Source organism: Stenotrophomonas sp. 3(2025), from assembly GCF_052665395.1.
This window is the reverse complement of record NZ_JBQOIF010000021.1, coordinates 1-20,428: the sequence shown is the minus strand read 5'-3', so window position 1 is coordinate 20,428 and position 20,428 is coordinate 1. Positions and strand designations below refer to the sequence as shown.

The 20,428-nt window shown below is 62.9% G+C and carries 22 protein-coding genes; 15 read left to right on the top strand and 7 right to left on the bottom strand.

Going from position 1 to position 20,428, the window contains the following annotated elements:
• Positions 1-23: 23 nt before the first annotated feature.
• The 5 genes from ACUXVE_RS15395 to ACUXVE_RS15375 all read left to right on the top strand — a co-directional run bounded on the left by ACUXVE_RS15395 (position 24) and on the right by ACUXVE_RS15375 (position 3,840).
• Complete coding sequence (locus tag ACUXVE_RS15395; protein WP_445514729.1) at positions 24-245, top strand: hypothetical protein; 222 nt, start codon at positions 24-26, stop codon at positions 243-245.
• A 476-nt stretch (positions 246-721) separates the two neighbouring features.
• On the top strand, positions 722-1,090 hold the full coding sequence (locus ACUXVE_RS15390) for a hypothetical protein (protein ID WP_445514728.1): 369 nt from the start codon (positions 722-724) through the stop codon (positions 1,088-1,090).
• 99 nt (positions 1,091-1,189) lie between these two features.
• Positions 1,190-1,552 (top strand): hypothetical protein, encoded by a 363-nt coding sequence (locus ACUXVE_RS15385; protein WP_445514727.1) that lies wholly within the window; start codon positions 1,190-1,192, stop codon positions 1,550-1,552.
• Positions 1,553-1,924: 372 nt separating this feature from the next.
• Positions 1,925-2,404: a hypothetical protein gene (locus tag ACUXVE_RS15380; RefSeq protein WP_445514726.1), complete on the top strand. Its 480-nt coding sequence runs from the start codon at positions 1,925-1,927 to the stop codon at positions 2,402-2,404.
• Between the two features lie 833 nt (positions 2,405-3,237).
• Positions 3,238-3,840 (top strand): XVIPCD domain-containing protein, encoded by a 603-nt coding sequence (locus ACUXVE_RS15375; protein ID WP_445514725.1) that lies wholly within the window; start codon positions 3,238-3,240, stop codon positions 3,838-3,840.
• An 8-nt stretch (positions 3,841-3,848) separates the two neighbouring features.
• Here ACUXVE_RS15375 and ACUXVE_RS15370 read toward each other — a convergent pair whose 3' ends face one another.
• Positions 3,849-4,442, bottom strand: a complete 594-nt coding sequence (locus tag ACUXVE_RS15370) for a hypothetical protein (RefSeq protein ID WP_445514724.1) — start codon at positions 4,440-4,442, stop codon at positions 3,849-3,851.
• Positions 4,443-4,665: 223 nt separating this feature from the next.
• Between ACUXVE_RS15370 and ACUXVE_RS15365 the strand changes: the two genes are divergently transcribed.
• Complete coding sequence (locus ACUXVE_RS15365) at positions 4,666-4,809, top strand: hypothetical protein (RefSeq protein ID WP_445514723.1); 144 nt, start codon at positions 4,666-4,668, stop codon at positions 4,807-4,809.
• Between the two features lie 198 nt (positions 4,810-5,007).
• On the top strand, positions 5,008-5,781 hold the full coding sequence (locus ACUXVE_RS15360) for an HNH endonuclease (protein ID WP_445514722.1): 774 nt from the start codon (positions 5,008-5,010) through the stop codon (positions 5,779-5,781).
• A gap of 230 nt (positions 5,782-6,011) precedes the next feature.
• Here ACUXVE_RS15360 and ACUXVE_RS15355 read toward each other — a convergent pair whose 3' ends face one another.
• The 3 genes from ACUXVE_RS15355 to aceE form a co-directional block, all read right to left on the bottom strand.
• Positions 6,012-6,998 carry a PmeII family type II restriction endonuclease gene (locus tag ACUXVE_RS15355; protein WP_445514721.1) on the bottom strand — a complete coding sequence of 329 codons (987 nt, stop codon included), beginning with the start codon at positions 6,996-6,998 and terminating at the stop codon, positions 6,012-6,014.
• Positions 6,998-8,326, bottom strand: coding sequence for a DNA cytosine methyltransferase (locus ACUXVE_RS15350; RefSeq protein ID WP_445514720.1), 1,329 nt, complete (start codon positions 8,324-8,326; stop codon positions 6,998-7,000). The genes ACUXVE_RS15355 and ACUXVE_RS15350 overlap by 1 nt, the downstream gene beginning before the upstream one ends.
• Before the next feature lie 112 nt (positions 8,327-8,438).
• Positions 8,439-11,126 (bottom strand): pyruvate dehydrogenase (acetyl-transferring), homodimeric type, encoded by a 2,688-nt coding sequence (gene aceE / locus ACUXVE_RS15345; RefSeq protein ID WP_445514719.1) that lies wholly within the window; start codon positions 11,124-11,126, stop codon positions 8,439-8,441.
• Between the two features lie 648 nt (positions 11,127-11,774).
• Here aceE and ACUXVE_RS15340 point away from each other — a divergent pair.
• Both ACUXVE_RS15340 and ACUXVE_RS15335 read left to right on the top strand, forming a co-directional pair.
• The gene (locus tag ACUXVE_RS15340) at positions 11,775-12,335 is read left to right on the top strand and encodes a PadR family transcriptional regulator (protein ID WP_445514718.1); all 561 of its coding nucleotides are present in this window, start codon (positions 11,775-11,777) and stop codon (positions 12,333-12,335) included.
• A gap of 59 nt (positions 12,336-12,394) precedes the next feature.
• Entirely contained in the window at positions 12,395-13,192 is a 798-nt protein-coding gene (locus tag ACUXVE_RS15335; protein WP_222387864.1) for a siderophore-interacting protein, read from the top strand.
• 73 nt (positions 13,193-13,265) lie between these two features.
• Here the strand turns inward: ACUXVE_RS15335 and ACUXVE_RS15330 are convergent, their stop codons facing one another.
• Positions 13,266-14,099 carry a hypothetical protein gene (locus tag ACUXVE_RS15330; RefSeq protein WP_445514717.1) on the bottom strand — a complete coding sequence of 278 codons (834 nt, stop codon included), beginning with the start codon at positions 14,097-14,099 and terminating at the stop codon, positions 13,266-13,268.
• A 285-nt stretch (positions 14,100-14,384) separates the two neighbouring features.
• Here ACUXVE_RS15330 and ACUXVE_RS15325 point away from each other — a divergent pair, with 285 nt between their 5' ends.
• Positions 14,385-14,786, top strand: a complete 402-nt coding sequence (locus tag ACUXVE_RS15325; RefSeq protein ID WP_315830253.1) for a hypothetical protein — start codon at positions 14,385-14,387, stop codon at positions 14,784-14,786.
• Positions 14,787-14,993: 207 nt separating this feature from the next.
• Here the strand turns inward: ACUXVE_RS15325 and ACUXVE_RS15320 are convergent, their stop codons facing one another.
• Complete coding sequence (locus ACUXVE_RS15320; RefSeq protein WP_025878214.1) at positions 14,994-15,704, bottom strand: YceI family protein; 711 nt, start codon at positions 15,702-15,704, stop codon at positions 14,994-14,996.
• 85 nt (positions 15,705-15,789) lie between these two features.
• Positions 15,790-16,380: a malonic semialdehyde reductase gene (locus ACUXVE_RS15315; RefSeq protein ID WP_025878215.1), complete on the bottom strand. Its 591-nt coding sequence runs from the start codon at positions 16,378-16,380 to the stop codon at positions 15,790-15,792.
• Between the two features lie 122 nt (positions 16,381-16,502).
• On the opposite strand from ACUXVE_RS15315, the gene ACUXVE_RS15310 reads away from it, so the two are divergent.
• The 5 genes from ACUXVE_RS15310 to ACUXVE_RS15290 all read left to right on the top strand — a co-directional run bounded on the left by ACUXVE_RS15310 (position 16,503) and on the right by ACUXVE_RS15290 (position 20,154).
• Positions 16,503-17,462 carry a mitochondrial fission ELM1 family protein gene (locus tag ACUXVE_RS15310; RefSeq protein ID WP_025878217.1) on the top strand — a complete coding sequence of 320 codons (960 nt, stop codon included), beginning with the start codon at positions 16,503-16,505 and terminating at the stop codon, positions 17,460-17,462.
• 150 nt (positions 17,463-17,612) lie between these two features.
• Positions 17,613-18,461, top strand: coding sequence for a DUF2145 domain-containing protein (locus tag ACUXVE_RS15305; RefSeq protein ID WP_445514716.1), 849 nt, complete (start codon positions 17,613-17,615; stop codon positions 18,459-18,461).
• Between the two features lie 18 nt (positions 18,462-18,479).
• Positions 18,480-18,971 (top strand): hypothetical protein, encoded by a 492-nt coding sequence (locus ACUXVE_RS15300; RefSeq protein WP_093820978.1) that lies wholly within the window; start codon positions 18,480-18,482, stop codon positions 18,969-18,971.
• A 32-nt stretch (positions 18,972-19,003) separates the two neighbouring features.
• Positions 19,004-19,519: a hypothetical protein gene (locus ACUXVE_RS15295; protein ID WP_025878222.1), complete on the top strand. Its 516-nt coding sequence runs from the start codon at positions 19,004-19,006 to the stop codon at positions 19,517-19,519.
• A gap of 74 nt (positions 19,520-19,593) precedes the next feature.
• Complete coding sequence (locus ACUXVE_RS15290) at positions 19,594-20,154, top strand: queuosine precursor transporter (RefSeq protein WP_445514715.1); 561 nt, start codon at positions 19,594-19,596, stop codon at positions 20,152-20,154.
• The last annotated feature ends 274 nt before the right edge of the window (positions 20,155-20,428 follow it).

The following is a 20,428-nucleotide window of genomic DNA, read 5'->3' as shown; positions in this document are numbered from 1 at the left end:
CCCTGCACCGTTGGAGGATGACCATGACCAAGATCGACACCGAATGGCTGGAAGCCTTCGACAAGGAGCTCCTCCACCTGTTCGCCATCGACCATAGCGATGCCGGCATGGATGAGTACCTGCTGGGCTGCTACGCAGACCTGCCGCCGCGCGAGGCGGCGCTGGCGTTCGGCAGCGACTACGACCTGGAGCGCGACGATGCGCTGTGGCCACGGCCGGGATTGGCGCCTCAGATCGAGCGGTGACGCATTCGCCACTCTTTGCATCGCAGCCCCGTTAGCGAGCTGTCGCAATTGGGACAGCACCACACCGAAACCGTGCAGCGTGATGCCCATACGCGTGACGGCTTAACATCGCTCGAAAGCCCCGCGCCACAGGCGATGTGCCGCTTCCCCGCTATGCGACAATGCCGTAAGCGTCAGCATTTGCAGCCTCAGTAGCCTGCGACTTCTTGGCATTTGGCATCTGTGCGGGTACACCTTGGCATGCCACCGAGCACCGGTGGCGCGGGCCTCGAAAACCCGTCTAAGTGTCAGATGTTTACGCTTGTCAGCCGGCGTCACCTCTGCGTGGCGCCGGCTGGCAATCCGTTCGCGTTCCATGGCGGGCGGTGCGTGGGGGTCTTCGGATCCGCCGGTCTGACACTTACCGGTTTTCGAGCCACGCATCGTCCGCCGCCTTTATCGGTGGCGCTGCTGTCTGTCCTGTACGGAGCATTGCCATGAACGCATCGGAATTCCGTTCCCTGCACGCGCAGTACGATCCGGCCAACGCAGAGCCGGAGCACGAACTGTCCGCCGATCCCAACGCCTTTGTCGCCACGCTGCGGCGCATTGGGACGGGGGCGGCTGCGGATGGTCAACCTTGGCCGGAGCGGCATCAATTGCCTGGGCGCTGTCTGGAGCTGGCGGACGCGGACTGCGCCCTGGCTGGCCTGCGTGTGGTGCAGGAGGTGTTGCTGGCAGCAGAGCGCACGCGGCAGAACGGTGCTCCAGAGGAGTACCTAGGGGACCGGGTGATGGAAGGACTGATGATGGCGTGCGTGGGGTTGACTGCGCAGGTTGCTGAGCGATTGCAAGTGCGGGAGTAGCCCGGTTGGGCTCGGGCATCTGCCGCCACGCTGCGGGCTGCTGACGCGTTGTCGCGTCCCGCTCGCCTTGTTGTCCATCAGCTATTTGTAGAGCTTCCAATGAGGCTTGTGATCTATGCCGTTGTCCTGCTGACGATACTGCGTGCGGTGATCGCCAACTGGTTTGTGCCCAGGCTTGGGCTGAACCTTTGGACGCTGCGAAAGGTGTCTGATGTCGAGTTCGCCGTCATGCGCGAGGATGCCGTGCGGCTGGTGCGCGGAGGCGTGGTGCAGGGCGCGTTGCAGCCGGAGGAGAGGTACTTCGTGGTCAGTTGCCATGGGAAGCCTGTGATGCTGGTGGACAACTCGATGGAGCGGCTTGTGATTGTGCTGTTTGCGGATAGGTGGATTGATGTTCCGTGCATTGTGCCGCTGATGTTGCATTGGAGGGTGCGGATTGTGGCGGAGCGGGAGTACGCTTAGCGAGGGTGAGTGCAGCCGGTTCTGGGCCCATCGCACCACTACGTATTCAGTGTGAAAGTGTGTGCGGCTGCTCTGGAACCGGGCGCTATACGCACCCTATAGTGGAGGCAACCACCGCATGGGACGCGCTGATGCACGCTGGACGCTTCTGGATGAATTCTCTGTCGGCCTTATTCTCGAAGAAGTGCAGCGCAGCTCGCTGCCGGCCGCCATCGGCGTGGCTGCTCCCATATTTCGGTGCTGCAGGCCTTTCTGCCCTGCTCACTGCGCTCACCGCCTGCACGCCCACGGCTGACACAGCGACCAATAGAGCGGACCTCGCACCGGTTGCAAGGCAAGTGCAGAGCGCGCCGGCACCATCCCAGCCACTAGATGCAGCCACCCTCCAACAGCGCCTCGCTGCGTGAGACCACCGATGCTTCGGAGGATGCGTTCACCAAGGCCATGAAGATCACGCTGATGCCAATTGAGCCGGGCCGTGCGGGTGGCAAGGCTGAAAACCAACCGATGATTGATGGCTATGCGTTCCATGCCAGCTATGGCGGTCTGACGGGCGGCATGAAGGTGCCCTATCACGGCATCTCCGTTTTCAGACCCGGCGAGAAGCCGCTCACGGATGACCCGCACGCTCCCTGCTTCTGGACTTCCGCAGCCGCAGGAGAGGCGCTAGCAGCGACCGGGTACATGCGAGGCGGAGAGCGTGCCTTCCAGAGAGGGCGCCTGCAGCAGTACCGCCGCACTTCGTCCGATGGCGGCACGGTCTTCTATGCCGACCTGCTGACCTACGTTGCGGGGGGTACAGCTGCGGATACCTGCGTCTACGAGGTGCGATTTGCAGGAGATGTGCCGTGAAGGCAGTTGATGCGCGCGTAGAGAGCTCTTGCTCGGTCATCTATCCAAGGATCCTCGCCTACCGAAAGGTGCCGAGGATGTCATTCGCTAGTCCATCGTCGAATCTCCCTACCTTCATACGCTTCTGGGTAATACTTCTGAGAAGAGACAGATTGGGGCAATCAAGGTTTCCCATGGCGAACACAACGGCGGCCACTATGAGGCAGGCGAGGATGGCCAACATGGTACCGTCTACATTAGCGCCAGCAATTTCACCGAATGGAGTGGAACCGCACGCCTAGGCTTGGTTACCGAAGTGCTGGGCCACGAGGGCATGCATGGCGTTCTGACTCCCTATCGTGATGATGCGCTCTCCGAGTTCACGCATGCCTATGGCGCTGCGATGACTCAGGCATATCGAAATTTTGACGAGCGTGTTGATGTAACCGCAGAGGTGCGAACGTATCTGGACTGGGGGCGAAAGGAGGAGGCGATGGCCGAAATCAGCGGCCTGCGAGCCTCAGCAGTCGCAACAAGAACTTCTCGCCCGATGCATCAGACTCTGAACTGGAGCAGCTTCTCGTTCAGGATTCCACCTCGCGCTGCATGGACCGATCCGGCCGCGCTCCCCGGCTAGCCGCAGGGATCAGCTACAAGGATTGGACGACGCTGCCTCATAAGGATGGCCCTCGGCTAACACCAGCGGTTGAAAGATGCTTCTATGACGGCGCCGGAACTCTGGGCCGCAATGGAGATTCGGACTACCGGAACTATTACGGCGCCTCCCCTATTTCTTCGATTGCACAGGGCTACGAAGCGCTTTGGCGAGGCAGCCCCCCCCCGCCGAGATTCGGGTGGATCTACGCGAGCTAGGGCTGGACCCACGTCAGCTTGAGCGCAATGGCCTGGATCTTGGCAAAGCGAAAGTATTCCCCATTATCGACCTGGGCAAAGACGGATATGGCCGGATCGAGTTGAACAACACCAGTAGTCTGACGCGATTTTCGGAGGAGAAGGCTGACCGTGCTTTAGACCACGCGCCGCACGCCCCTCGCCTACTGAGTGCGGGCGATCAGACGTTTTTCGACCAGATCCGTGGCAAATTCGAGATTCTGGATAGGGCGAACGGCCGCGCGTTCGACGAAACCAGTGAACGCTTGTCGGCCAGTCTGTTGGCCGCCGCCAAAGATGCCGGAATCACGCGTGCGGACCACGTCCTCTTGAGCAAACAGACTGCCAACTTGCCTGCCGCACAGAACATCTTTGTGGTCCAGGGTGACCTAGCCAACCCAGCCGCTATGCGCACGCATATGGCGACCGCAGAGGCAGCGCAGCGCCCGGTGGAGGAGAGCATGGGGATGGTGGAGGCGATTGGACATCGACAGGCGAAGGAGCAGGCCGTGGACATGCAGCGTGTGCAGGAACAGCAACAGCGTGTTTCTCCGCCTGCGATGTAGAGGCTTGATTACTCGACTCCGAGCCAGCGCTTGAGCGATGGACCGCCGGTTCGGAGGAGGTCTGAGCGATGCGCACAATAGAGCGCTACTACACCGCCAAGTGCAACCCATACCCAGTAGACAAATGACACTCGGGCAGAAACCTGCCCAACAACCAGAATGTACGCAAGCAAGGTAGCGCACAAAGCGGAGGCGAAGTAGCCCGCCAGGAACGCGAATGCAAGTCGGCGACGGGTTACCGGGTTAGCGTGCCGTTTGCTGCGCCATCGAATCTCGCCGCTTACATCGTCAAGATCGACAAGCGGCCACGCGTCAGCAATCTCCAAGATTGCGCGCGCTGGCTGATCCAGCTTGCAAAGATGACGAATGACGGACACAGGCAGATATACGCCGAAGTGATGCCTCACGGCGACCGACAGCCAGAGGTCGTCCTTCTTGTCGACTTCCTGGAAGAGTTCGAGGAACTCCCTCCGGGCAGACCCTCGGGTCTGATGGAGCCCCGACAGTGCCTTGAAGATCAGGACGAGTGCCGCACATATTGCGAGCGGGGTTAGCAGCTGACCGCCGTGAAGTTCCATCAACCGATTAACGATGCCTTCCATGGTACTCCTACCCCGAATTCACTTAGGCGAGCATCTACGATCCCTGATGGATCTGCAATCGACAGCATAGCCAGGTGGCGTCTTGCGTGCCGTCCTACTCCATGAGACACCCTCAGGCCATCTTGCCCTACCCCAGAAGGATGACCAGGACCAGGATCGACGTGGAGTGGCCGAAGGCGTTTGACGAGGCGCTGTAGGGCTGTTTGCCATCGACCCTAGCGGTATGGATGACCTGCTGCTTGGCTGCCTGCGGATTTGCCGCCGCGAGAAGCGGCGCATGCGTTTGGTGATGGCTACGATCTGGGCCGAGATGATGCGCTTTAGACGCGGCTTCGGCTGGAACCCTAAAGTGGGCCACGTCGTTTGACGTGCTGTTGCACCAGAGTAGCCCGCTCATGCTTGATGTGTTGATGGACGCAGCCGGCTCCGAGCGGCTCGCATCCGATGCGGTCGACACCTACTGACACAGCGCCGCACGTCCAGATTGGCCGAAAGCGGCTCGACGTGTCGTTTACTGCATACTTTCCTCAGGAACGCCACGTGCGGTCATGAATCGGGGAAAGCTGTGAGCAGATGGACTGAAGACGAATTGGCTGCCGCGGTTGAGGCCTACCGCCATATGGAAGCACATCTGGCCAATGGGTCTGATTTAGAGAAGGCCAAGGTGTACCGAGAGCTCGCGGAACGCCACGGTCGATCTATCAAGGCCTGGGAGTACCGAATGCAGAATATTTCTCATGTTCTGGATCGGGCTGGAAAATCTTGGCTTCCGGGCCTTCGCCCGGCAGCAAATGTCGGCGCTAAGATTGAGGTGCAGTTGACTCGCCTACTCGCACGCACCGGGGACGCACCCACTTCTGTATCTGGGCCTACGAAAGAGTTGCTGGAACGGCAGACCAGGGCTGTCGAGGCTTCCGGTGAGTTCTCCGCCAGCAATGACGTTGAGGAGCGGGATCGTGTGCTCGCGACCATCGTGCGCCGTCGCGGCCAGCCTTCCTTCCGCAAGTCTCTGCTAGAAGCATACGTCGGTCGCTGCGCAATGACGGGCTGTGATGTGGTTGACGCGCTGGAGGCGGCTCATATACGGCCCTATTCTGGCCGTACGAGCAATGTCGTAAGCAATGGGCTTCTGCTGCGTGCCGACATTCACACGCTATTTGACCTCTATCTCATCTCAGTAGATCCGACTGCGTTACGAATTCTGATCAATCCCAGTCTGAGAGATTCGGTCTATAGCGAGCTCAGCGGCAGGCCTTTGGCGCTCCCGGCTCATCCCAAACAATCGGCAAACCCTCAGTCACTGGCATGGCATTTTTCTCGCTGCTCATGGAGTGACTGAGTACCGACGAACTCCAGCTAAAATTGAAGCGGCAGCCCCACTGACTTTCGATCTAGAATTACAGACAACCCTGCAAACACAGAAATAAATTCACAAATGATCAAAAGAAAAAAATAAAAACAGCTTTAACAGAAGCGCCAACCACAACCCGAAAATTCATCAGAAATATCGGAGAGCCCAGCTCATCATTTACCGAATAATTCGATCGCCAAAATTAGAAAGCAAATGAATTAGTCATTCAACTCATCACAGAAGTGCCGCATCAGAAAAAGCAACCATGGAATCTGGCTGTTTTGGAGAATAGCAAAATTGGCCCCTGCGAGTCCTGCTGGCAAGCTAACAATATCCTTAAGATCCGATATCTCATAGTTTGTCCCAGCGTCATCAGAGGCCCCGGCCCTGACACAAGCTCTAATTAGAGCGCAGCAGACCTCCAAAAGGCACGACCGCCCCCCTAAAAATCCCCACCATTCATCACCAACCCTTACGGTTGCACTTGACGCAGCCTGCCCAATCTTGAACCCCATACTCCACTGCCTGTTCGGCGAATGGGTAACGTTGTTGGTACCAAGCTTAGCTGCAAGCTTTCCAAGTATATGCCAATCCTTTTTATTGGACTGCTTTTTAGTGCCATACAAAACGCCGTAAGTGAAATCAAGAGTCTTTGCACCACTCTCCTCAAGCCAAGCCGGCCCATGTGCAAAGATGTTATCCGCAAAGTTCTCGCTCATTTCATCATTCAAACAACGCGGACCACTCTTTAGCGTCACAACCTTAAGCACATCCCCCTCGACTCGCCGGCCGTCGAGTGCAGAGTTTGGAGTATGCATGCCACTTGGAACAATCTCCCAACCATAGACCGGAAGAGCCACCTCCTCCATCATGCGTCCAGCAGAGGTTTCCATAGAGGAAAAGCGCTTTGCAGGGAGGATATCACCGACTATCTCGCTTATTTTTGTATAGTTCTTCGATTGCGCGTAGAACATCAAAACAAACGGACTAGTGTTGAAATTCTTGAATTTCGCACTCGCCGCGGGGAGCGCCGCGATATGGGCGCGAATCTTACCCTGAAATTCCCGCTCCATTGAAAATATTCTTCGATGCGCCTCTCGGTCACCATCTAAAGCATCGAGCGACTTAAGTATTAAGGATTTCGAATACGCAACGTGCTTCGCATCTGGAATATTCGGATTCTTTCGCGCCAAAGCCAACTCCATTAGCCAATATTTTTTGATTTTTTTCGAGTCTTGGGCAGACTATAACTCGCATCTCCCCCAGTTCCCCAGACCTCAGCCTGACCGTCCCTGAACCATGACCGCGTTCTGATGTGAGACTGAACATAGGTTATTTTAAAAGGCGCATCCGAGCTTGGGTACTTTCTCCAGCGCCGCTCTTTTAGCTTATCCAACTCCTTCGCAACAAGCTCCCCGACAACCTTACCAAGCCTAGTAGGAACGGCATTTCCTATTTGCGTATATTGCTCAGCGAGCTTACCACTGAACTTCCACGAATCAGGAAATTCTTGAATTCTCGCATACTCCCTAACCGAAAGTGCGCGTGTCTCCTCCGGATGGCAAAGTGAAGTACTGGCATGATTGGGGAGCGTCATGAGCGTTGGACATGGCAAATCGTATGTCAGACGACGCCACCAACCTGAGCGCCCGCCTTTGGCGAACCAGGCCTTTCCCATTGATTCTTTCTGATCAGCCTCGTTGAGGCTTCTCCAGTTGGTGCCCGGCGGCACTTTTTCAAGGAAGCTCTTTTTCCTTTCACTAAAATCTACAACTTGCGGATTTGGATCATCAAGCCCAGACAACGCATCTCTTAAAGTGGCCCAGGGAAGAAGTGGATTTTCAGGAAAAAGATCAGGTCCAGCATGTTGCCGGCCTTCCCCTATCGGCCCATGGGTTGGGTCGGGAAAACTAACTTTCGCGCCATATCTATTACCAATGAATAGAACGCGCTCCCGAATCTGAGGAGCCCCGTAATTCACGGAATTCACCTCGAACGCCTCCATGGCGTATTTGGCCCCCTCCAGCTCACAAAGATCCTTGGCAAAGAGTCGCAGGACGGATCCGGGCTCCTCATCCAGCTCTAGAGGACGAGTCTTTCTCTCAGCAATCGGACGATGTTTAAGCGCAGCTGAAACAAGTCCTCGCACGTTCTCCATTACGAAAAATTTTGGCTGCAAGACTTGGACATATCTGAGGAACTGCCAGAGAAGGGTTCCCCTAGGATCTTGGACCGTACCCCGCCGCCCTGCGGTACTGAACGTCTGGCATGGCGGCCCTCCCACAAGCACGTCGACTTCACCCGGCTTGATCTTCAAACGATCAAGCACATCCATCGGGTCCAATGCACAGATATCGGATTCGAATACGACAGCGCCCGGAGAGATATTGCCCAGCTCTATATTCACACGAGCGGTCTCGCAGAATGCCGGAACCTTCTCAATTGCAGCGAGCAAATCGAACCGTTCGGTCTGATGCAGCCCGATGTCGAGCCCCATCGCTCCAGAGAAGAGTGATACAACTTTGTACTTCATGTGATTTTTCGCTGGCGCAAGTATTGATATCGCTTAAGAATTTGGGCTAACACTGAATCGAAGAAGGGCGACCTTAGGCCGCCCTTCCTTCTAGCCTAGAATTTGAAATCAATCAAACCCCAACAGGATTAGCCTTCTCCGGATCAATCTTGTACTGCTTGATCGCCCGGGCCACATCCTTAGCCGTCATCTTCCCGTCCTTCGCCAGCGCCGCAATCGCGGCATGCGCGATGTAGTACCGGTCAACCTCAAAGAACCGGCGCAGGTTCGCACGCGTATCCGAACGGCCGAAGCCATCGGTACCCAGCACGGTGTACGACATCGGCACGAACGCGCGGATCTGGTCCGCATACGCACGCACGTAGTCGGTGGCGGCAATCGCCGGGCCCTGGCGGCCTTCCAGCAGCTCGGTCACGTAAGCCTTGCGCTGCTCACCTTCCGGATGCAGACGGTTGGCACGTTCCACGTCGAAACCATCGCGACGCAGTTCGTTGAAGCTCGGGCAGCTCCAGATGTCGGCGGTCACGCCGAAGTCCTTGTCCAGCAGCTCGGCCGCGGCAATGGCTTCGCGCAGGATGGTGCCCGAACCCAGCAGGTGCACGCGCAGCTCGCCCTTCTTCGGCTTGCCGGCGTCGGTCAGCAGGTACATGCCCTTGACGATGCCTTCGGCCGCACCTTCCGGCATTTCCGGGTGGGTGTAGTTCTCGTTCATCAGGGTGACGTAGTAGTACTCGTCAATCTGATCTTCCATCATCGCCTTGGTGCCGTGCTGCAGGATCACCGTCACTTCGAAGCCGAAGGTCGGGTCGTAGCTGCGCACGTTCGGAATGCCACCGGCCACCAGATGGCTGAAGCCATCTTCGTGCTGCAGGCCTTCACCGTTCAGCGTGGTACGGCCGGCGGTACCACCCAGCAGGAAGCCGCGGGTACGCATGTCGGCGGCCTGCCAGGCGATGTCGCCCACGCGCTGGAAGCCGAACATCGAGTAGTAGATGTAGAACGGCAGCATCGGCACGTTGCTGACCGAGTAGCTGGTACCGGCGGCCATCCACGAGCTGATCGCACCCGGCTCGCTGATGCCCTGCTGCAGCACCTGGCCGCTCTGGTCTTCGCGGTAGAACATCAGCTGGTCGGCGTCGACCGGCTTGTACTTCTGGCCGAACGGCGCGTAGATGCCGATCTGGCGGAACAGGCCTTCCATGCCGAAGGTACGGGCTTCGTCGGCCACGATCGGCACGATGTGCGGGCCCAGTTCCTTATCGCGCAGGGTGATGTTCAGGCTCTGCACGAAGGCCATGGTGGTGGAGTAGCTGCGCTCGCCGCTGCTCTTGAGCAGGCGCTCGTAGCTTTCCAGCTTCGGCGCGTTGAAGCTCTTTTCGGCCTTGCGGCGGCGCTGCGGCAGGTAACCACCCAGCGCGGCACGGCGTTCCTGCAGGTACTGCACTTCCGGCGAATCCGGGCCCGGGTGGTAGAACGGCACCTGGCCGTCGGCCAGCTGCGCGTCGGTCACCGGAATGTTGAAGCGGTCGCGGAAGTGGCGCACCGCTTCGTCGTCCAGCTTCTTGGTCTGGTGGGTCGGGTTCAGTGCCTCACCGGCGCTGCCCATGCCGTAACCCTTCACGGTCTTGGCCAGGATGACGGTCGGCATGCCCTTGGTGTTCACGGCCTGGTGGTAGGCGGCGTACACCTTGTGCGGGTCGTGGCCGCCACGGTTCAGGCGCCAGATGTCGTCGTCGGAAAGACCGGCCACCATCGCAGCGGTTTCCGGGTACTTGCCGAAGAAATGCTCGCGGGTGTACGCGCCGCCGAAGGCCTTGCAGTTCTGGTATTCGCCGTCGACGGTTTCCATCATCAGCTTCTTCAGGACGCCATTGGTGTCCTTGGCCAGCAGGGCATCCCAGTAACCGCCCCACAGCAGCTTGATGACATTCCAGCCGCCGCCACGGAACACGCCTTCCAGTTCCTGGATGATCTTGCCGTTGCCGCGCACCGGGCCGTCCAGGCGCTGCAGGTTGCAGTTCACCACGAAGATCAGGTTGTCCAGGCCTTCACGGCCGGCCAGCGCGATGGCACCCAGGGTTTCCGGCTCGTCGCTCTCGCCGTCGCCGATGAAGCACCACACCTTGCGGTCGGACTTCTCGATCAGGCCACGGTTTTCCAGGTAGCGCATGAACTGCGCCTGGTAGATGGCGGCCAGCGGGCCCAGGCCCATCGACACGGTCGGGGTCTGCCAGTATTCCGGCATCAGCCACGGATGCGGGTACGACGACAGGCCGCCGCCGTCCACTTCCATGCGGAACTTGTCCAGCTGCTCCTCGCTGATACGGCCTTCCAGGAAGGAACGCGCGTAGATGCCCGGGGCGCTGTGGCCCTGGATGAACAGCAGGTCGCCCGGATGGTTTTCGCTGGGGGCGCGCCAGAAGTGGTTGAAGCCCACGTCGTACAGCGTTGCGCCGGAGGCGAACGAGGCGATGTGGCCGCCCAGGTCACCCGGCTTGCGGTTGGCGCGCACCACGGTGGCCATCGCGTTCCAGCGGATGATCGAACGGATGCGCCATTCCAGTTCGGCGTTGCCCGGGCTCTTGGCCTCCAGCTGCGGCTCGATGGTGTTGACGTATTCGGTAGTGGGAGAGAACGGCAGATAGGCACCCGAACGACGGGTCAGTTCCACCATGCCTTCCAGCAGCTGATGCGCGCGCTCGGGGCCCTCGACATCAATAACGGCCTTCAACGACTCGATCCACTCCTGGGTTTCCACAGGATTCGGGTCGTTGTTCAGCACCTCGTTCAACCAGTTCATTAGCGCTCCCATTACCGCACGCACGCGCGCGACTGTTGATAGATTTCTAGACCGCAAAGTGTAGCGCACCAAGGGCTTTCGTCACTTGGCTACGCTGGCGTATGGATGCAGGCCACCCATGTCTGCAAGGCCTGTCCCGGGACGTCCACCCGCGGGACAAAGCGCTGACAACGCGCTGCGGCAGGCCGCTGTGGCTGCCTGCAAGGGCTGCGCCAGCTGTCGCTTGCGGCCTGCTGCGCCCATGCGCAGGACGCAGTGTTACCGCCATGGATGACCGTTGTGGGGCAAGGCCGGCGCCATGTCGGCGTTGTCTGACGGGCTGCCGCTGAACCCGCGACAACGTGTCGCGCGCGCCTCTCGACGCGAACCGAGCCGCTGCGCACGGTTGGCGGCGAGCAGGCCCCTTCCCGCGGTTCGCCGCTCGTCTGCTGCGCCCCTGCCCGGGGCGGAAACCCGCAGTGCCGTTGCGTGGCCCGATACGGATGTCAGGCCGCGCAACGGTGGCCTGCGCCGCGCGCATCTATCCCCCGCATCCCTTGCGGCACCTGGCTGCGTGGCCCGATCCGGCAAGCGTTGTGGCCGGAATCCTGCTTGCCGCGCTTGGCCTATCGATATATCGTTTGCAGCACACGTTACCGATATATCGAAATGGGCCGATCCCCTTCCCCTCGCAGCCGCACCGACGATGCCGCGGTACCCCGCCGCAACGGCCAGCCGCGCGTGCTCAGCCGTGGCGACCTGCGCCTGCTGGTGCTGGCGCTGATCGGCGAGCAGCCGCGCCACGGCTACGAGCTGATGCAGCACATCAGCACCATGTTCATGCAGGCCTATACCCCCAGCGCCGGCACCATGTACCCGCTGCTGGCCAGCTTCGAGCAGGCCGGCTGGGTGGCGTCGGAAGAGGTGGACGGCCGCCGTGTGTTCCGCATCACCACCGCTGGCGAGTTCGAACTGAAGGTGCAGCGCAGCCAGGTGCGATTGGCACAGCGGCGCGCATTCGACCGCGCCCGCGAGATCACCAAGGCCTCGCTGCCGGCGCCGCTGGCCGCCGCGCTGCGCGAGTTCAAGCGGGCGCTGGTGCACCACCACGGGCGCTGGGCCGACGGCGAAGCCGAGCAGGTGGCGGCGCTGCTGTCGCGTGCCTCGGCGCTGATCAACGGCCTGGGCGACAACGCGCCTTCTCCCTTCTCAACGACCCAGCCAGACTGATTCCAGCCAGGTCTCCCCCATGCCGCGCGCCCCCGCGCGACCTTCCAACAGGTACCCCCATGACCGAACATCACAACTCGCGCCTGCGCCTGGATGTGCGCTTCCGTGAACTGACGGTGCTGCGCACCGAGACCGTCACCCCGCACATGCGCCGCATCGTGCTGGGCGGCGACGACCTGGCCGGCTTCGATTCGCCCGGCGCCGACGACCACATCAAGCTGTTCTTCCCCAACGCCAGCGGCGAGACGGTGCTGCCGGTGCTGACTGCCGAGGGCCGCAGCTACCCCGAGGGCAAGCAGCCTTCGCCGGCACGCGACTACACCCCGCGCTGGTGGGACCACGAAACCGGTGAGCTGGCCATCGACTTCGTGCTGCACGACCAGGGCATTGCCGGGCCGTGGGCCGAGCGCGCACAGGCCGGCGACACGCTGGTGATCGGCGGCCCACGCGGCTCGTTCGTGGTGGCCGACAGCTATGACGCCTACGTGCTGATTGGCGATGAGACCGCGCTGCCGGCCATCGCCCGCTGGCTGGACGTGCTGCCCGAAGGTGCGCAGGTGCAGGCGTACATCGAGGTGGCAGACGAGGACGAGCGCCAGGATCTACCGCAGTACGAGAACGTGCGCATCCACTGGCTGGAGCGCAACGGCTTCCCGGCCGCCAGCAGCACGCTGCTGGAAGACATGCTGACCGACTTCGAGGTGCCCGAGGGCGATACGTTCTACTGGATCGCCACCGAATCGCGCCGCGCGCGGATGATGCGCAAGTTCATCGAAGGCCACCTGGGCGTGCCGCGCGACTGGATCCGCTCGACCGGTTACTGGAAGGCGCACCCGGACGAACAGGACGGCGATTGACCGCAAAACGGTAGGTGCGGACCGTTGGTCCGCACGCTCTTCTACGGGTAGTGCCGGCCGCTGGCCGGCAACCTCATGACTCTTCGGCAGCATCCTGCAATTGCCGGCCAGCGGCCGGCACTACCAGCCGGGGCGCAGCACCACCCTTCCACCCGAACCGATGCGCGGCCCAGATCTCCAGCGCCAGCAGCAGCGCAATGATCGCCAGCGGCAGCAGCAACCCCAGGTACACACCCGGCATCATGCCGTTGATCTGCGCCTTCACCAGCCGCAGCACGCCGCGCGTATGCAGCAGCTCATCCATGCGCATGGTCAGCGCCTCACGCACCATCTTCGGCTCCAGGCCCACAGTGCCGGCCTTGTCGATCAGCGTGTCTTCCACCATCGCGCGCAGCAACCCGGCGCGCACCTTGCCGATCACCCAGCCCACGCCGCGCGCCATCGGGCCGTTACCCAGACGATCCACGCCGGGCAGCGGATGCTCGTGCAGGTAGATCGCAGCAAGCGAATCGGCAACGTCACCCACCGTGCCCTGGCTCTGCAGCGCGGCACGCATGCGTTCGTCTTCCAGCGAGGCGGTGAAGCCACTGCTCCACCCTTCCACCATCGTCTGCAGGTGCGGCTGGAAGTGGTCCAGTTGCTTGAACAGCGCGCGATGCGCGCCGGCGGTGAAGCCCAGTTGCAGGCCGAAGAACGCGACCAGCAACGGCAGCAGCACCACATACGAGGCCAGCAGCCCGTGGTGCCAACGCCGCTGCCGCCGCAGCCAACCGCGTCGATGCAGCCCGCGCCAGGCGAAGATACCCAGCACCAGCCCCAACAGCGTGCCCAGCACGCTGCCGCCGATCAGATCGAGCATGCTCAGGCCGGTCCAGAATTCGCCAAGCCAGTACTGCGCTTCCTGCATGGTGTTGCCTTCCGTGGTTCAGTGCGGCCGCCATGGTAACCGCGACCCGATGCTCGGCTGCTCTCTGCCGCCGGCGGGTGTAGACAGTCGGCCAGCCGGTGGGTGTAGACCCTCGGACAGCCGGCAGGTGCAGACCGTCGGCCAGCCGGCAGGTGCAGACCGTTGGTCCGCCGGTGGGTGCGGACCGTTGGTCCGCACGCCCCCCTGCAGTCGCCCGCCAGCGGCCGGCACGACCCGGCAAGCAATGCGACAATCGCGCTCCTTTCCTGCAGCAACGAGGCCCACATGGCCAAACTGACCCTGGCCAGCGTGGACACGCTGCGTACCCGCTTCACTGATGATGCCGCCTGCGATGCAGCGCTGTCCGCCTTTGCCGACCCGGCAGCGGCGCGCGTACCGCTGCGTGAGCTGGTCGAGGCACAGCACCGCTACCTGCAGGCCGAACACGAAGTGGCACAGGTGGCCGACATCCTGCGCCGCGACCAGAAGTACGCGCCGGTCGGTCGCCCGTCGGTGCATATCGTGCAGCTGCGCAAGCAGCAGGCAACGACCAAGCAGGCTGCGCTGATCGCTCGCCAGGTAGTGGCGCAGGCGGCGCAGACGTTCGTGCGCGTGAGCGGGCTGGCGGTGAAGGCCAAGCAGAGCCCGAGCGAAGCGTCGGCGGCGTGGCTGGGTACGCTGCGCTGAGCGCCTGTACCTGGTAGTGGCCAACCTTGGTTGGCCTGCGGAGTGCTCGTGCGCCAGCCGAGGTTGGCACTACCAGACGATCGGGCCACCAATTGATTCGGCAATCGGCCAATCAGGCAATCGAGCGACCCGTCCAGGAAGCCGCCAAAAAGAAGGCCCGCTTTTCAGCGGGCCTTCTGCCTTCTCACGACGAGTGAGCGGGAGGGATCAAGCCGCCGGCTTCTCGCCGGTGGCTTCGGTGGTGATACGGATCTTCACTTCATCGCTGACGTTCGGGGCGTAGGCGCCGACGCCGAAATCGCTGCGCTTGATCGTGGTGGTGGCATCGAAGCCGGCGGCCGGAACCTTGGCCATCGGGTGCTCGCCGCCGCCGTTGACGGTGACGTCCAGGGTCACCGGCTTGGTGATGTCCTTGATGGTCAGGTCGCCGGTGACGGTCAGCTTGTTGGTGCCGGCCGATTCGACCTTGGTGCTCTTGAAGCTGGCAGCCGGGAACTTGGCAGCGTCGAAGAAATCGGCGCTCTTCAGGTGCTCGTCGAACTTGGCGGTGAAGCTGTTCAGACCGCTCAGCGGCAGCTTCACTTCCACGGTGGACTTGGTGACGTCGGTGGCGTCGTACACCAGAGTGCCTTCGGCGTTGCCGAAGTGTGCGCTCGGGTTGGAGAAGCCGAAGTGGCTCCACTGCGCCAACACGTCGGTGTGGGTCGGGTCGAGCTTGTAGGTGCCCGAGGCGATGGTGATGGCGGCAGCGGCCGGGGCGGCAGCAGCGGCATCGGCGGCCGGGGTGGTGGCAGCCTGTTCGGTGGCGGCCGGGGCAGCAGCATCGGCCGCCGGGGCGGCGGTGTCGGCCGGCTTGGAGCAGGCGGCGATGGCCAGGGTCAGGGCCAGCGGCAGCAGCAGTTTACGGGTGGCGCTCATCTCAGGAACTCTCCGGATCGTAGGGTGGGAACACAGTGCAGCAATGGCCCGCCACGGCGGGCGGGCCCGAAACCGATACAGCGACTTACGCGATGCGCGCCGCTTCGTCGAAGGACAGACGCGGCAGACGGGGGAACAGGCCCGAATCGTCACCGTACCCCAGGTTGACCAGGAAATTCGACTTGATGCTGGTGCCGGCGAAGAAGGCTTCGTCGACCTTGGCGTTGTCGAAGCCGGACATCGGGCCGGCATCCAGGCCCAGCGCGCGTGCGGCCAGGATCAGGTAGGCGCCCTGCAGGCTGCCGTTGCGGAATGCGCCTTCATGGCGGCCTTCGCGCGGGCCGTCGAACCAGGCCTTGGCGTCGGTGTGCGGGAACAGGTACGGCAGCTTCTCGTGGAAGTCCTGGTCGAAGGCCACGATGACGGTGACCGGGGCAGCCAGGGTCTTGTTGTGGTTGCCTTCGGACAGGGCCGGGGCCAGCTTGGCCTTGGCTTCGGCCGACTTCACGAACACGAAGCGTGCCGGGCTGCCGTTGGCGGCGGTCGGGCCCCACTTCAGCAGGTCGTACAGGGCGTGCAGCTGGGCGTCTTCGACCGGCTTGTCGAGGAAGGCGTTCTGGGTACGGGCAGTGCGGAACAACTGGTCCAGTGCAGCAGCGTCGAGCGCGTGGGACATCGGTGGATCTCCAGGGCGGCTAAGGTCTGTGCCCGCGGGCGGCGCGGGGCGAAACGTCGATCCGCAGTGTAGAGTGTCGCGACTGTTGCAACACCCAGCAGGGCTGAAACGAATTAATGCCAATGGTGAAACGATCGAGCGCGCCTTGGACGGTCACCGACGGCCGTGCCGGCAATGTCCGGCAGGCGGTCGCGCTGGCCTCGGCGCTGCGCCAAGGCACCCACCGCCCCCTGATCCTGCAGCCCCGGGCGCCATGGCGCTGGCTGGCACCGCGGCGCTTGCCCGGTGATGTGCACGGCTACGGCCAAGCCCTGGCAACCCTCGCCGCCGATGCGCCCGCGCTGGCGATCGGCTGTGGCCGCCAGGCCGCCGGCGCGCTGCGCGTACTGCGTGCGCGCGGCAGCCAGGTGGTGCAGATCCTCGACCCGCGCATCGGCTCCCGCCACTGGGACGTGGTGGTGGTGCCCGAACATGACGCGTTGCGCGGCAGCAACGTGCTGACCCTGATCGGCAGCCTGAACCCGGTGGACGATGACTGGCTGGCCTGGGGCCGCGCGGCGTTCGCCAGCTTCAGCACCCTGCCCGGCCCGCGCACCGCGCTACTGGTGGGCGGCCCGACGCCGCTGGCGCCGTGGGACGAAACCGCGATGGTGCATGTGTTCCAGGCACTGGCCGAACAGATCCGCAGCGAGGGCGGCAGCCTGCTGGCGACGACGTCGCGGCGCACGCCGCCGGCATTGGCCGAGATCCTGCGCGCGAAGTTCGCCGATCTGCCGCATGTGATCTGGGGCGATGGCGGCGATGGCGTGAACCCGTATGCCGGCCTGCTCGGCTGGGCCAACCGGGTGGTGGTGTCGCCCGATTCGGTGAACCTGTTGTCCGAGGCCAGCGCCACCCGCATGCCGGTGATGGTGGCCCTGGCCGATACCGCACAGGGACGGTTGGCACGCTTCCAGCAGCAGCTGCGCGAGCGCGGGCGCCTGCAGCCGCGTTGGCTGGACTGGCAGTACGACCGCATCGAACCGCTGCGCGAAACCACGCGGATTGCCGCCGAGGTCAAAGCGCGCCTGGCATCACGGTAGTGCCGGCCGCTGGCCGGCAACTCATGATCTTCGGCGACGTACATGCGGATGCCGGCCAGCGGCCGGCACTACCTCCCCCCCGTGGAGCGCTGATTCCAGCGATGCGGGTATGATCGGCGCGCGGGCCTGCCCGCGTCTGGAGCGGTATACATGGAACGTCTGCATCGCCTGCGCTGCGCCCTGCTGCTGTCGATGGGCCTGCTGGCCACCGCGCCGGCATGGGCCGACAGCGGCACCTGCCGCGAGCGCTACCCCAGCGTAGCCGCGCAGGCGGCGATGTTCGATGTGGCGTGGACCACGGCCGAGCGCTTGGATGCGCTGCCCGACGTGGACGTGGTGATCGCCGCGCGTGGCGGCCAGGACCTGAGCCGCTACGGCCTACGCCACAGCCACCTGGCCTTCCTGCTGCGCGAGGACGACGGCCGCTGGCGCGCGATGCACCTGCTCAACCGCTGCAAGACCGACAGCTCGCAGCTGTACCGCGAGGGCCTGGGCAATTTCGTCGGTGAAAGCGGCACCCATACCGATCTGCGCATCGGCGTGCCGCCCCCGGCGTTGCAGGCTGCACTGAAGCGGATGCTGGCTGCGCCAGCGATCCAGCCCAAGGCGCTGCACGAATCGAACTACAACGTGGTGGCCTATCCGTTCGCCACCGACTTCCAGAATTCCAACCAGTGGATCCTGGAAGTGCTGGCCGCAGCGATGGCGCAGGCCGAAGAGGGCCCGGTCATCGTCAAGCGCGAACAGGCACAGCAATGGCTGCGCGCGCAGAAGTACCAGCCCAGCGTGCTGCATATCGGCCTGGGCAAGCGCGTGGGTGCGCGCTTGTTCGTGGCCAACGCCACCACCACCGACCATCCGGCCAGCGAACGCATTTCCGGCAACTACTCGGTGGTGACGGTGGAATCGGTATTCGACTTCCTGCACCAGCGCAGCCAGCTGCAGCAGGAACTGACCATTGCGCATGCGACGGCCGACACTGCCGCCGCTGCGCCCTGACCTGGCAAGGAGAAGATGATGCGCAACCTGCAGTTTTCCGCGTTGGCCGTGCTTCTGGCCGGCAGCCTGTTGTCTGCAGCGCCGGCACATGCCGAGCGCCGCATCGTGATCATCCAGAACAGCGTGCCCGAGGGGCCGAGCCTGGAGATGTCCGCGCCGATGGTCGCGGCTGCGCAAGCGGCGGCGGCCAAGGAAGCCGAAGATACCGGCGTGCCTGCAGGCCGGGGCGCGGTGAAACTGCCGCAGATGCAGGTCAGCGCCATCTCCACCACCGTCGATGGCCGCCGCGAAGTGCTGCTGCAGGACCCCGCCAACCCGCAGAACACCGCGTCCATGCAATGGCCCAAGCGCCCCGGTGACCCGGCCGTGCAGTTCAACGTGGGCCAGACCGTGAATTTCGAGCCTGCTGAATCGGGCAACGGCTGGCGGGTGAGCGACAACCAGGGCCGGCCGCTGGAATACCTGCCCGAGGCCACCGGCCCCCGCGACATTTTCGATACGCAGCGCTGAGCCGCTGCCTTCATCCTGACCAGGAGGTCACCATGCTTCGTTCCCTGCGCGCCCCCGCCGCCGCCCTGCTGCTCTCGGCCCTGACGGTGCCGACCGTGCACGCTGGTGCCGCCCCGCACATCAACAGCGGCCAGGCCAGCGTGCTGGTCACTTCGCTGATCGTGGTGTCGGTTCCGCTGGCCACCTCGATGGGCCTGGCCGCGCTGTCCAAGGCGCCGTTCAAGGCCAGCGAGCGCAATGGCCGGGTGGCCGAGCGCACTCCGGCAGTACCGCTGCCGCCGATGGAAGTGAAGCAGGTGGCGACCACCGCCGCTGGCGAGCGCCAGGTGCAGCTGCAGGTGCCGGACAAGGCCGACCAGACCGCCACCCTGCAGTGGCCGGCGATCGAGGGCGAAGACCCGGTGGCCGGTTTCGTGGTGGGCCAGCAGGTGCGCTTCGACCCGACCGATGCCGGTGCCGGCTGGACAGTGAAGAACAGTGACGGCAAGGCCCTGGCCTATGTGCCGACCGCCTACGCCGCCGGCGACGCGCTGAGCGAGCAGCTGTAAAACTGAACGGCCGTTTTTGGCGTTGAGGCGGGCCGGGCGGATAATGGGCGATCCCCTTTGTCCCTTGGCTCGCCATGTCCGTGCGTCCTGCGCCTGTTTTTGCCCCGTTGACCGCCCGCGCCCTGGTGCTGGCGGTGCTGGCCATGGGCGCGGTGGTGCTGCTGTCCAACGTGCTGGTGCAGTACCCGATCAATGACTGGCTGACCTGGGGTGCTTTCAGCTACCCGGTGGCCTTTCTGGTCAGCAACCTGATCAACCGCCGCTTCGGCCCGGGCCCGGCCCGCCGCGTGGCGTGGATCGGGTTTGCGGTGGCGGTGCTGCTGTCGGTGTGGGTGGCCACACCGCGCATTGCGATCGCGTCGTGCTCGGCCTTCATCGTGGCCCAGTTGCTGGACATCACCGTATTCGATCGCCTGCGCCGCGGCAGCTGGTGGCGCGCACCGATGGTGGCCACCACCTGCAGCGCCACGGTGGACACCACGATCTTCTGGTCAATCGCCTTCGCCGGTTCCACCCTGCCGTGGGTGAGCTGGGCGGCGGGCGACCTGGCGGTGAAGCTGGCGATCGGCGTGTGCCTGCTGGCCCCCTTCCGCGCGCTGCTGTGGAAGATGGCGCCGCTGCGTACAGCGAGCTGACTGCCTCACCGGTGGGTGCCAACCTTGGTTGGCGCACTCCCTTCACCCGGTGGGTGCCGACCGTTGGTCGGCACGCTTCTTCAGGGTTCATCGCAGCTGAGGGATTGTGCCGACCAACGGTCGGCACCTACCAATGAAAAGCCATCGCCAGACCATTGATCCGGTAGCTGCCAACCTTGGTTGGCGCTCTCACTGAGCCCGGTGGGTGCCGACCGTTGGTCGGCACGCTTCTTCAGGGTTCATCGCAGCTGAGGGATTGTGCCGACCAACGGTC

Coding starts and splice junctions, on each gene's coding strand:
- aceE (WP_445514719.1), bottom strand. CDS start 11,126: ATGAACTGGTTGAACGAGGTGCTGAACAACGACCCGAATCCTGTGGAA.
- ACUXVE_RS15395 (WP_445514729.1), top strand. CDS start 24: ATGACCAAGATCGACACCGAATGGCTGGAAGCCTTCGACAAGGAGCTC.
- ACUXVE_RS15315 (WP_025878215.1), bottom strand. CDS start 16,380: ATGTCCCACGCGCTCGACGCTGCTGCACTGGACCAGTTGTTCCGCACT.
- ACUXVE_RS15320 (WP_025878214.1), bottom strand. CDS start 15,704: ATGAGCGCCACCCGTAAACTGCTGCTGCCGCTGGCCCTGACCCTGGCC.
- ACUXVE_RS15335 (WP_222387864.1), top strand. CDS start 12,395: ATGACCGAACATCACAACTCGCGCCTGCGCCTGGATGTGCGCTTCCGT.
- ACUXVE_RS15380 (WP_445514726.1), top strand. CDS start 1,925: ATGCAGCCACCCTCCAACAGCGCCTCGCTGCGTGAGACCACCGATGCT.
- ACUXVE_RS15290 (WP_445514715.1), top strand. CDS start 19,594: ATGTCCGTGCGTCCTGCGCCTGTTTTTGCCCCGTTGACCGCCCGCGCC.
- ACUXVE_RS15355 (WP_445514721.1), bottom strand. CDS start 6,998: ATGGAGTTGGCTTTGGCGCGAAAGAATCCGAATATTCCAGATGCGAAG.
- ACUXVE_RS15365 (WP_445514723.1), top strand. CDS start 4,666: ATGGATGACCTGCTGCTTGGCTGCCTGCGGATTTGCCGCCGCGAGAAG.
- ACUXVE_RS15295 (WP_025878222.1), top strand. CDS start 19,004: ATGCTTCGTTCCCTGCGCGCCCCCGCCGCCGCCCTGCTGCTCTCGGCC.
- ACUXVE_RS15370 (WP_445514724.1), bottom strand. CDS start 4,442: ATGGAAGGCATCGTTAATCGGTTGATGGAACTTCACGGCGGTCAGCTG.
- ACUXVE_RS15350 (WP_445514720.1), bottom strand. CDS start 8,326: ATGAAGTACAAAGTTGTATCACTCTTCTCTGGAGCGATGGGGCTCGAC.
- ACUXVE_RS15385 (WP_445514727.1), top strand. CDS start 1,190: ATGAGGCTTGTGATCTATGCCGTTGTCCTGCTGACGATACTGCGTGCG.
- ACUXVE_RS15390 (WP_445514728.1), top strand. CDS start 722: ATGAACGCATCGGAATTCCGTTCCCTGCACGCGCAGTACGATCCGGCC.
- ACUXVE_RS15305 (WP_445514716.1), top strand. CDS start 17,613: ATGGAACGTCTGCATCGCCTGCGCTGCGCCCTGCTGCTGTCGATGGGC.
- ACUXVE_RS15340 (WP_445514718.1), top strand. CDS start 11,775: ATGGGCCGATCCCCTTCCCCTCGCAGCCGCACCGACGATGCCGCGGTA.
- ACUXVE_RS15310 (WP_025878217.1), top strand. CDS start 16,503: ATGGTGAAACGATCGAGCGCGCCTTGGACGGTCACCGACGGCCGTGCC.
- ACUXVE_RS15330 (WP_445514717.1), bottom strand. CDS start 14,099: ATGCAGGAAGCGCAGTACTGGCTTGGCGAATTCTGGACCGGCCTGAGC.
- ACUXVE_RS15300 (WP_093820978.1), top strand. CDS start 18,480: ATGCGCAACCTGCAGTTTTCCGCGTTGGCCGTGCTTCTGGCCGGCAGC.
- ACUXVE_RS15325 (WP_315830253.1), top strand. CDS start 14,385: ATGGCCAAACTGACCCTGGCCAGCGTGGACACGCTGCGTACCCGCTTC.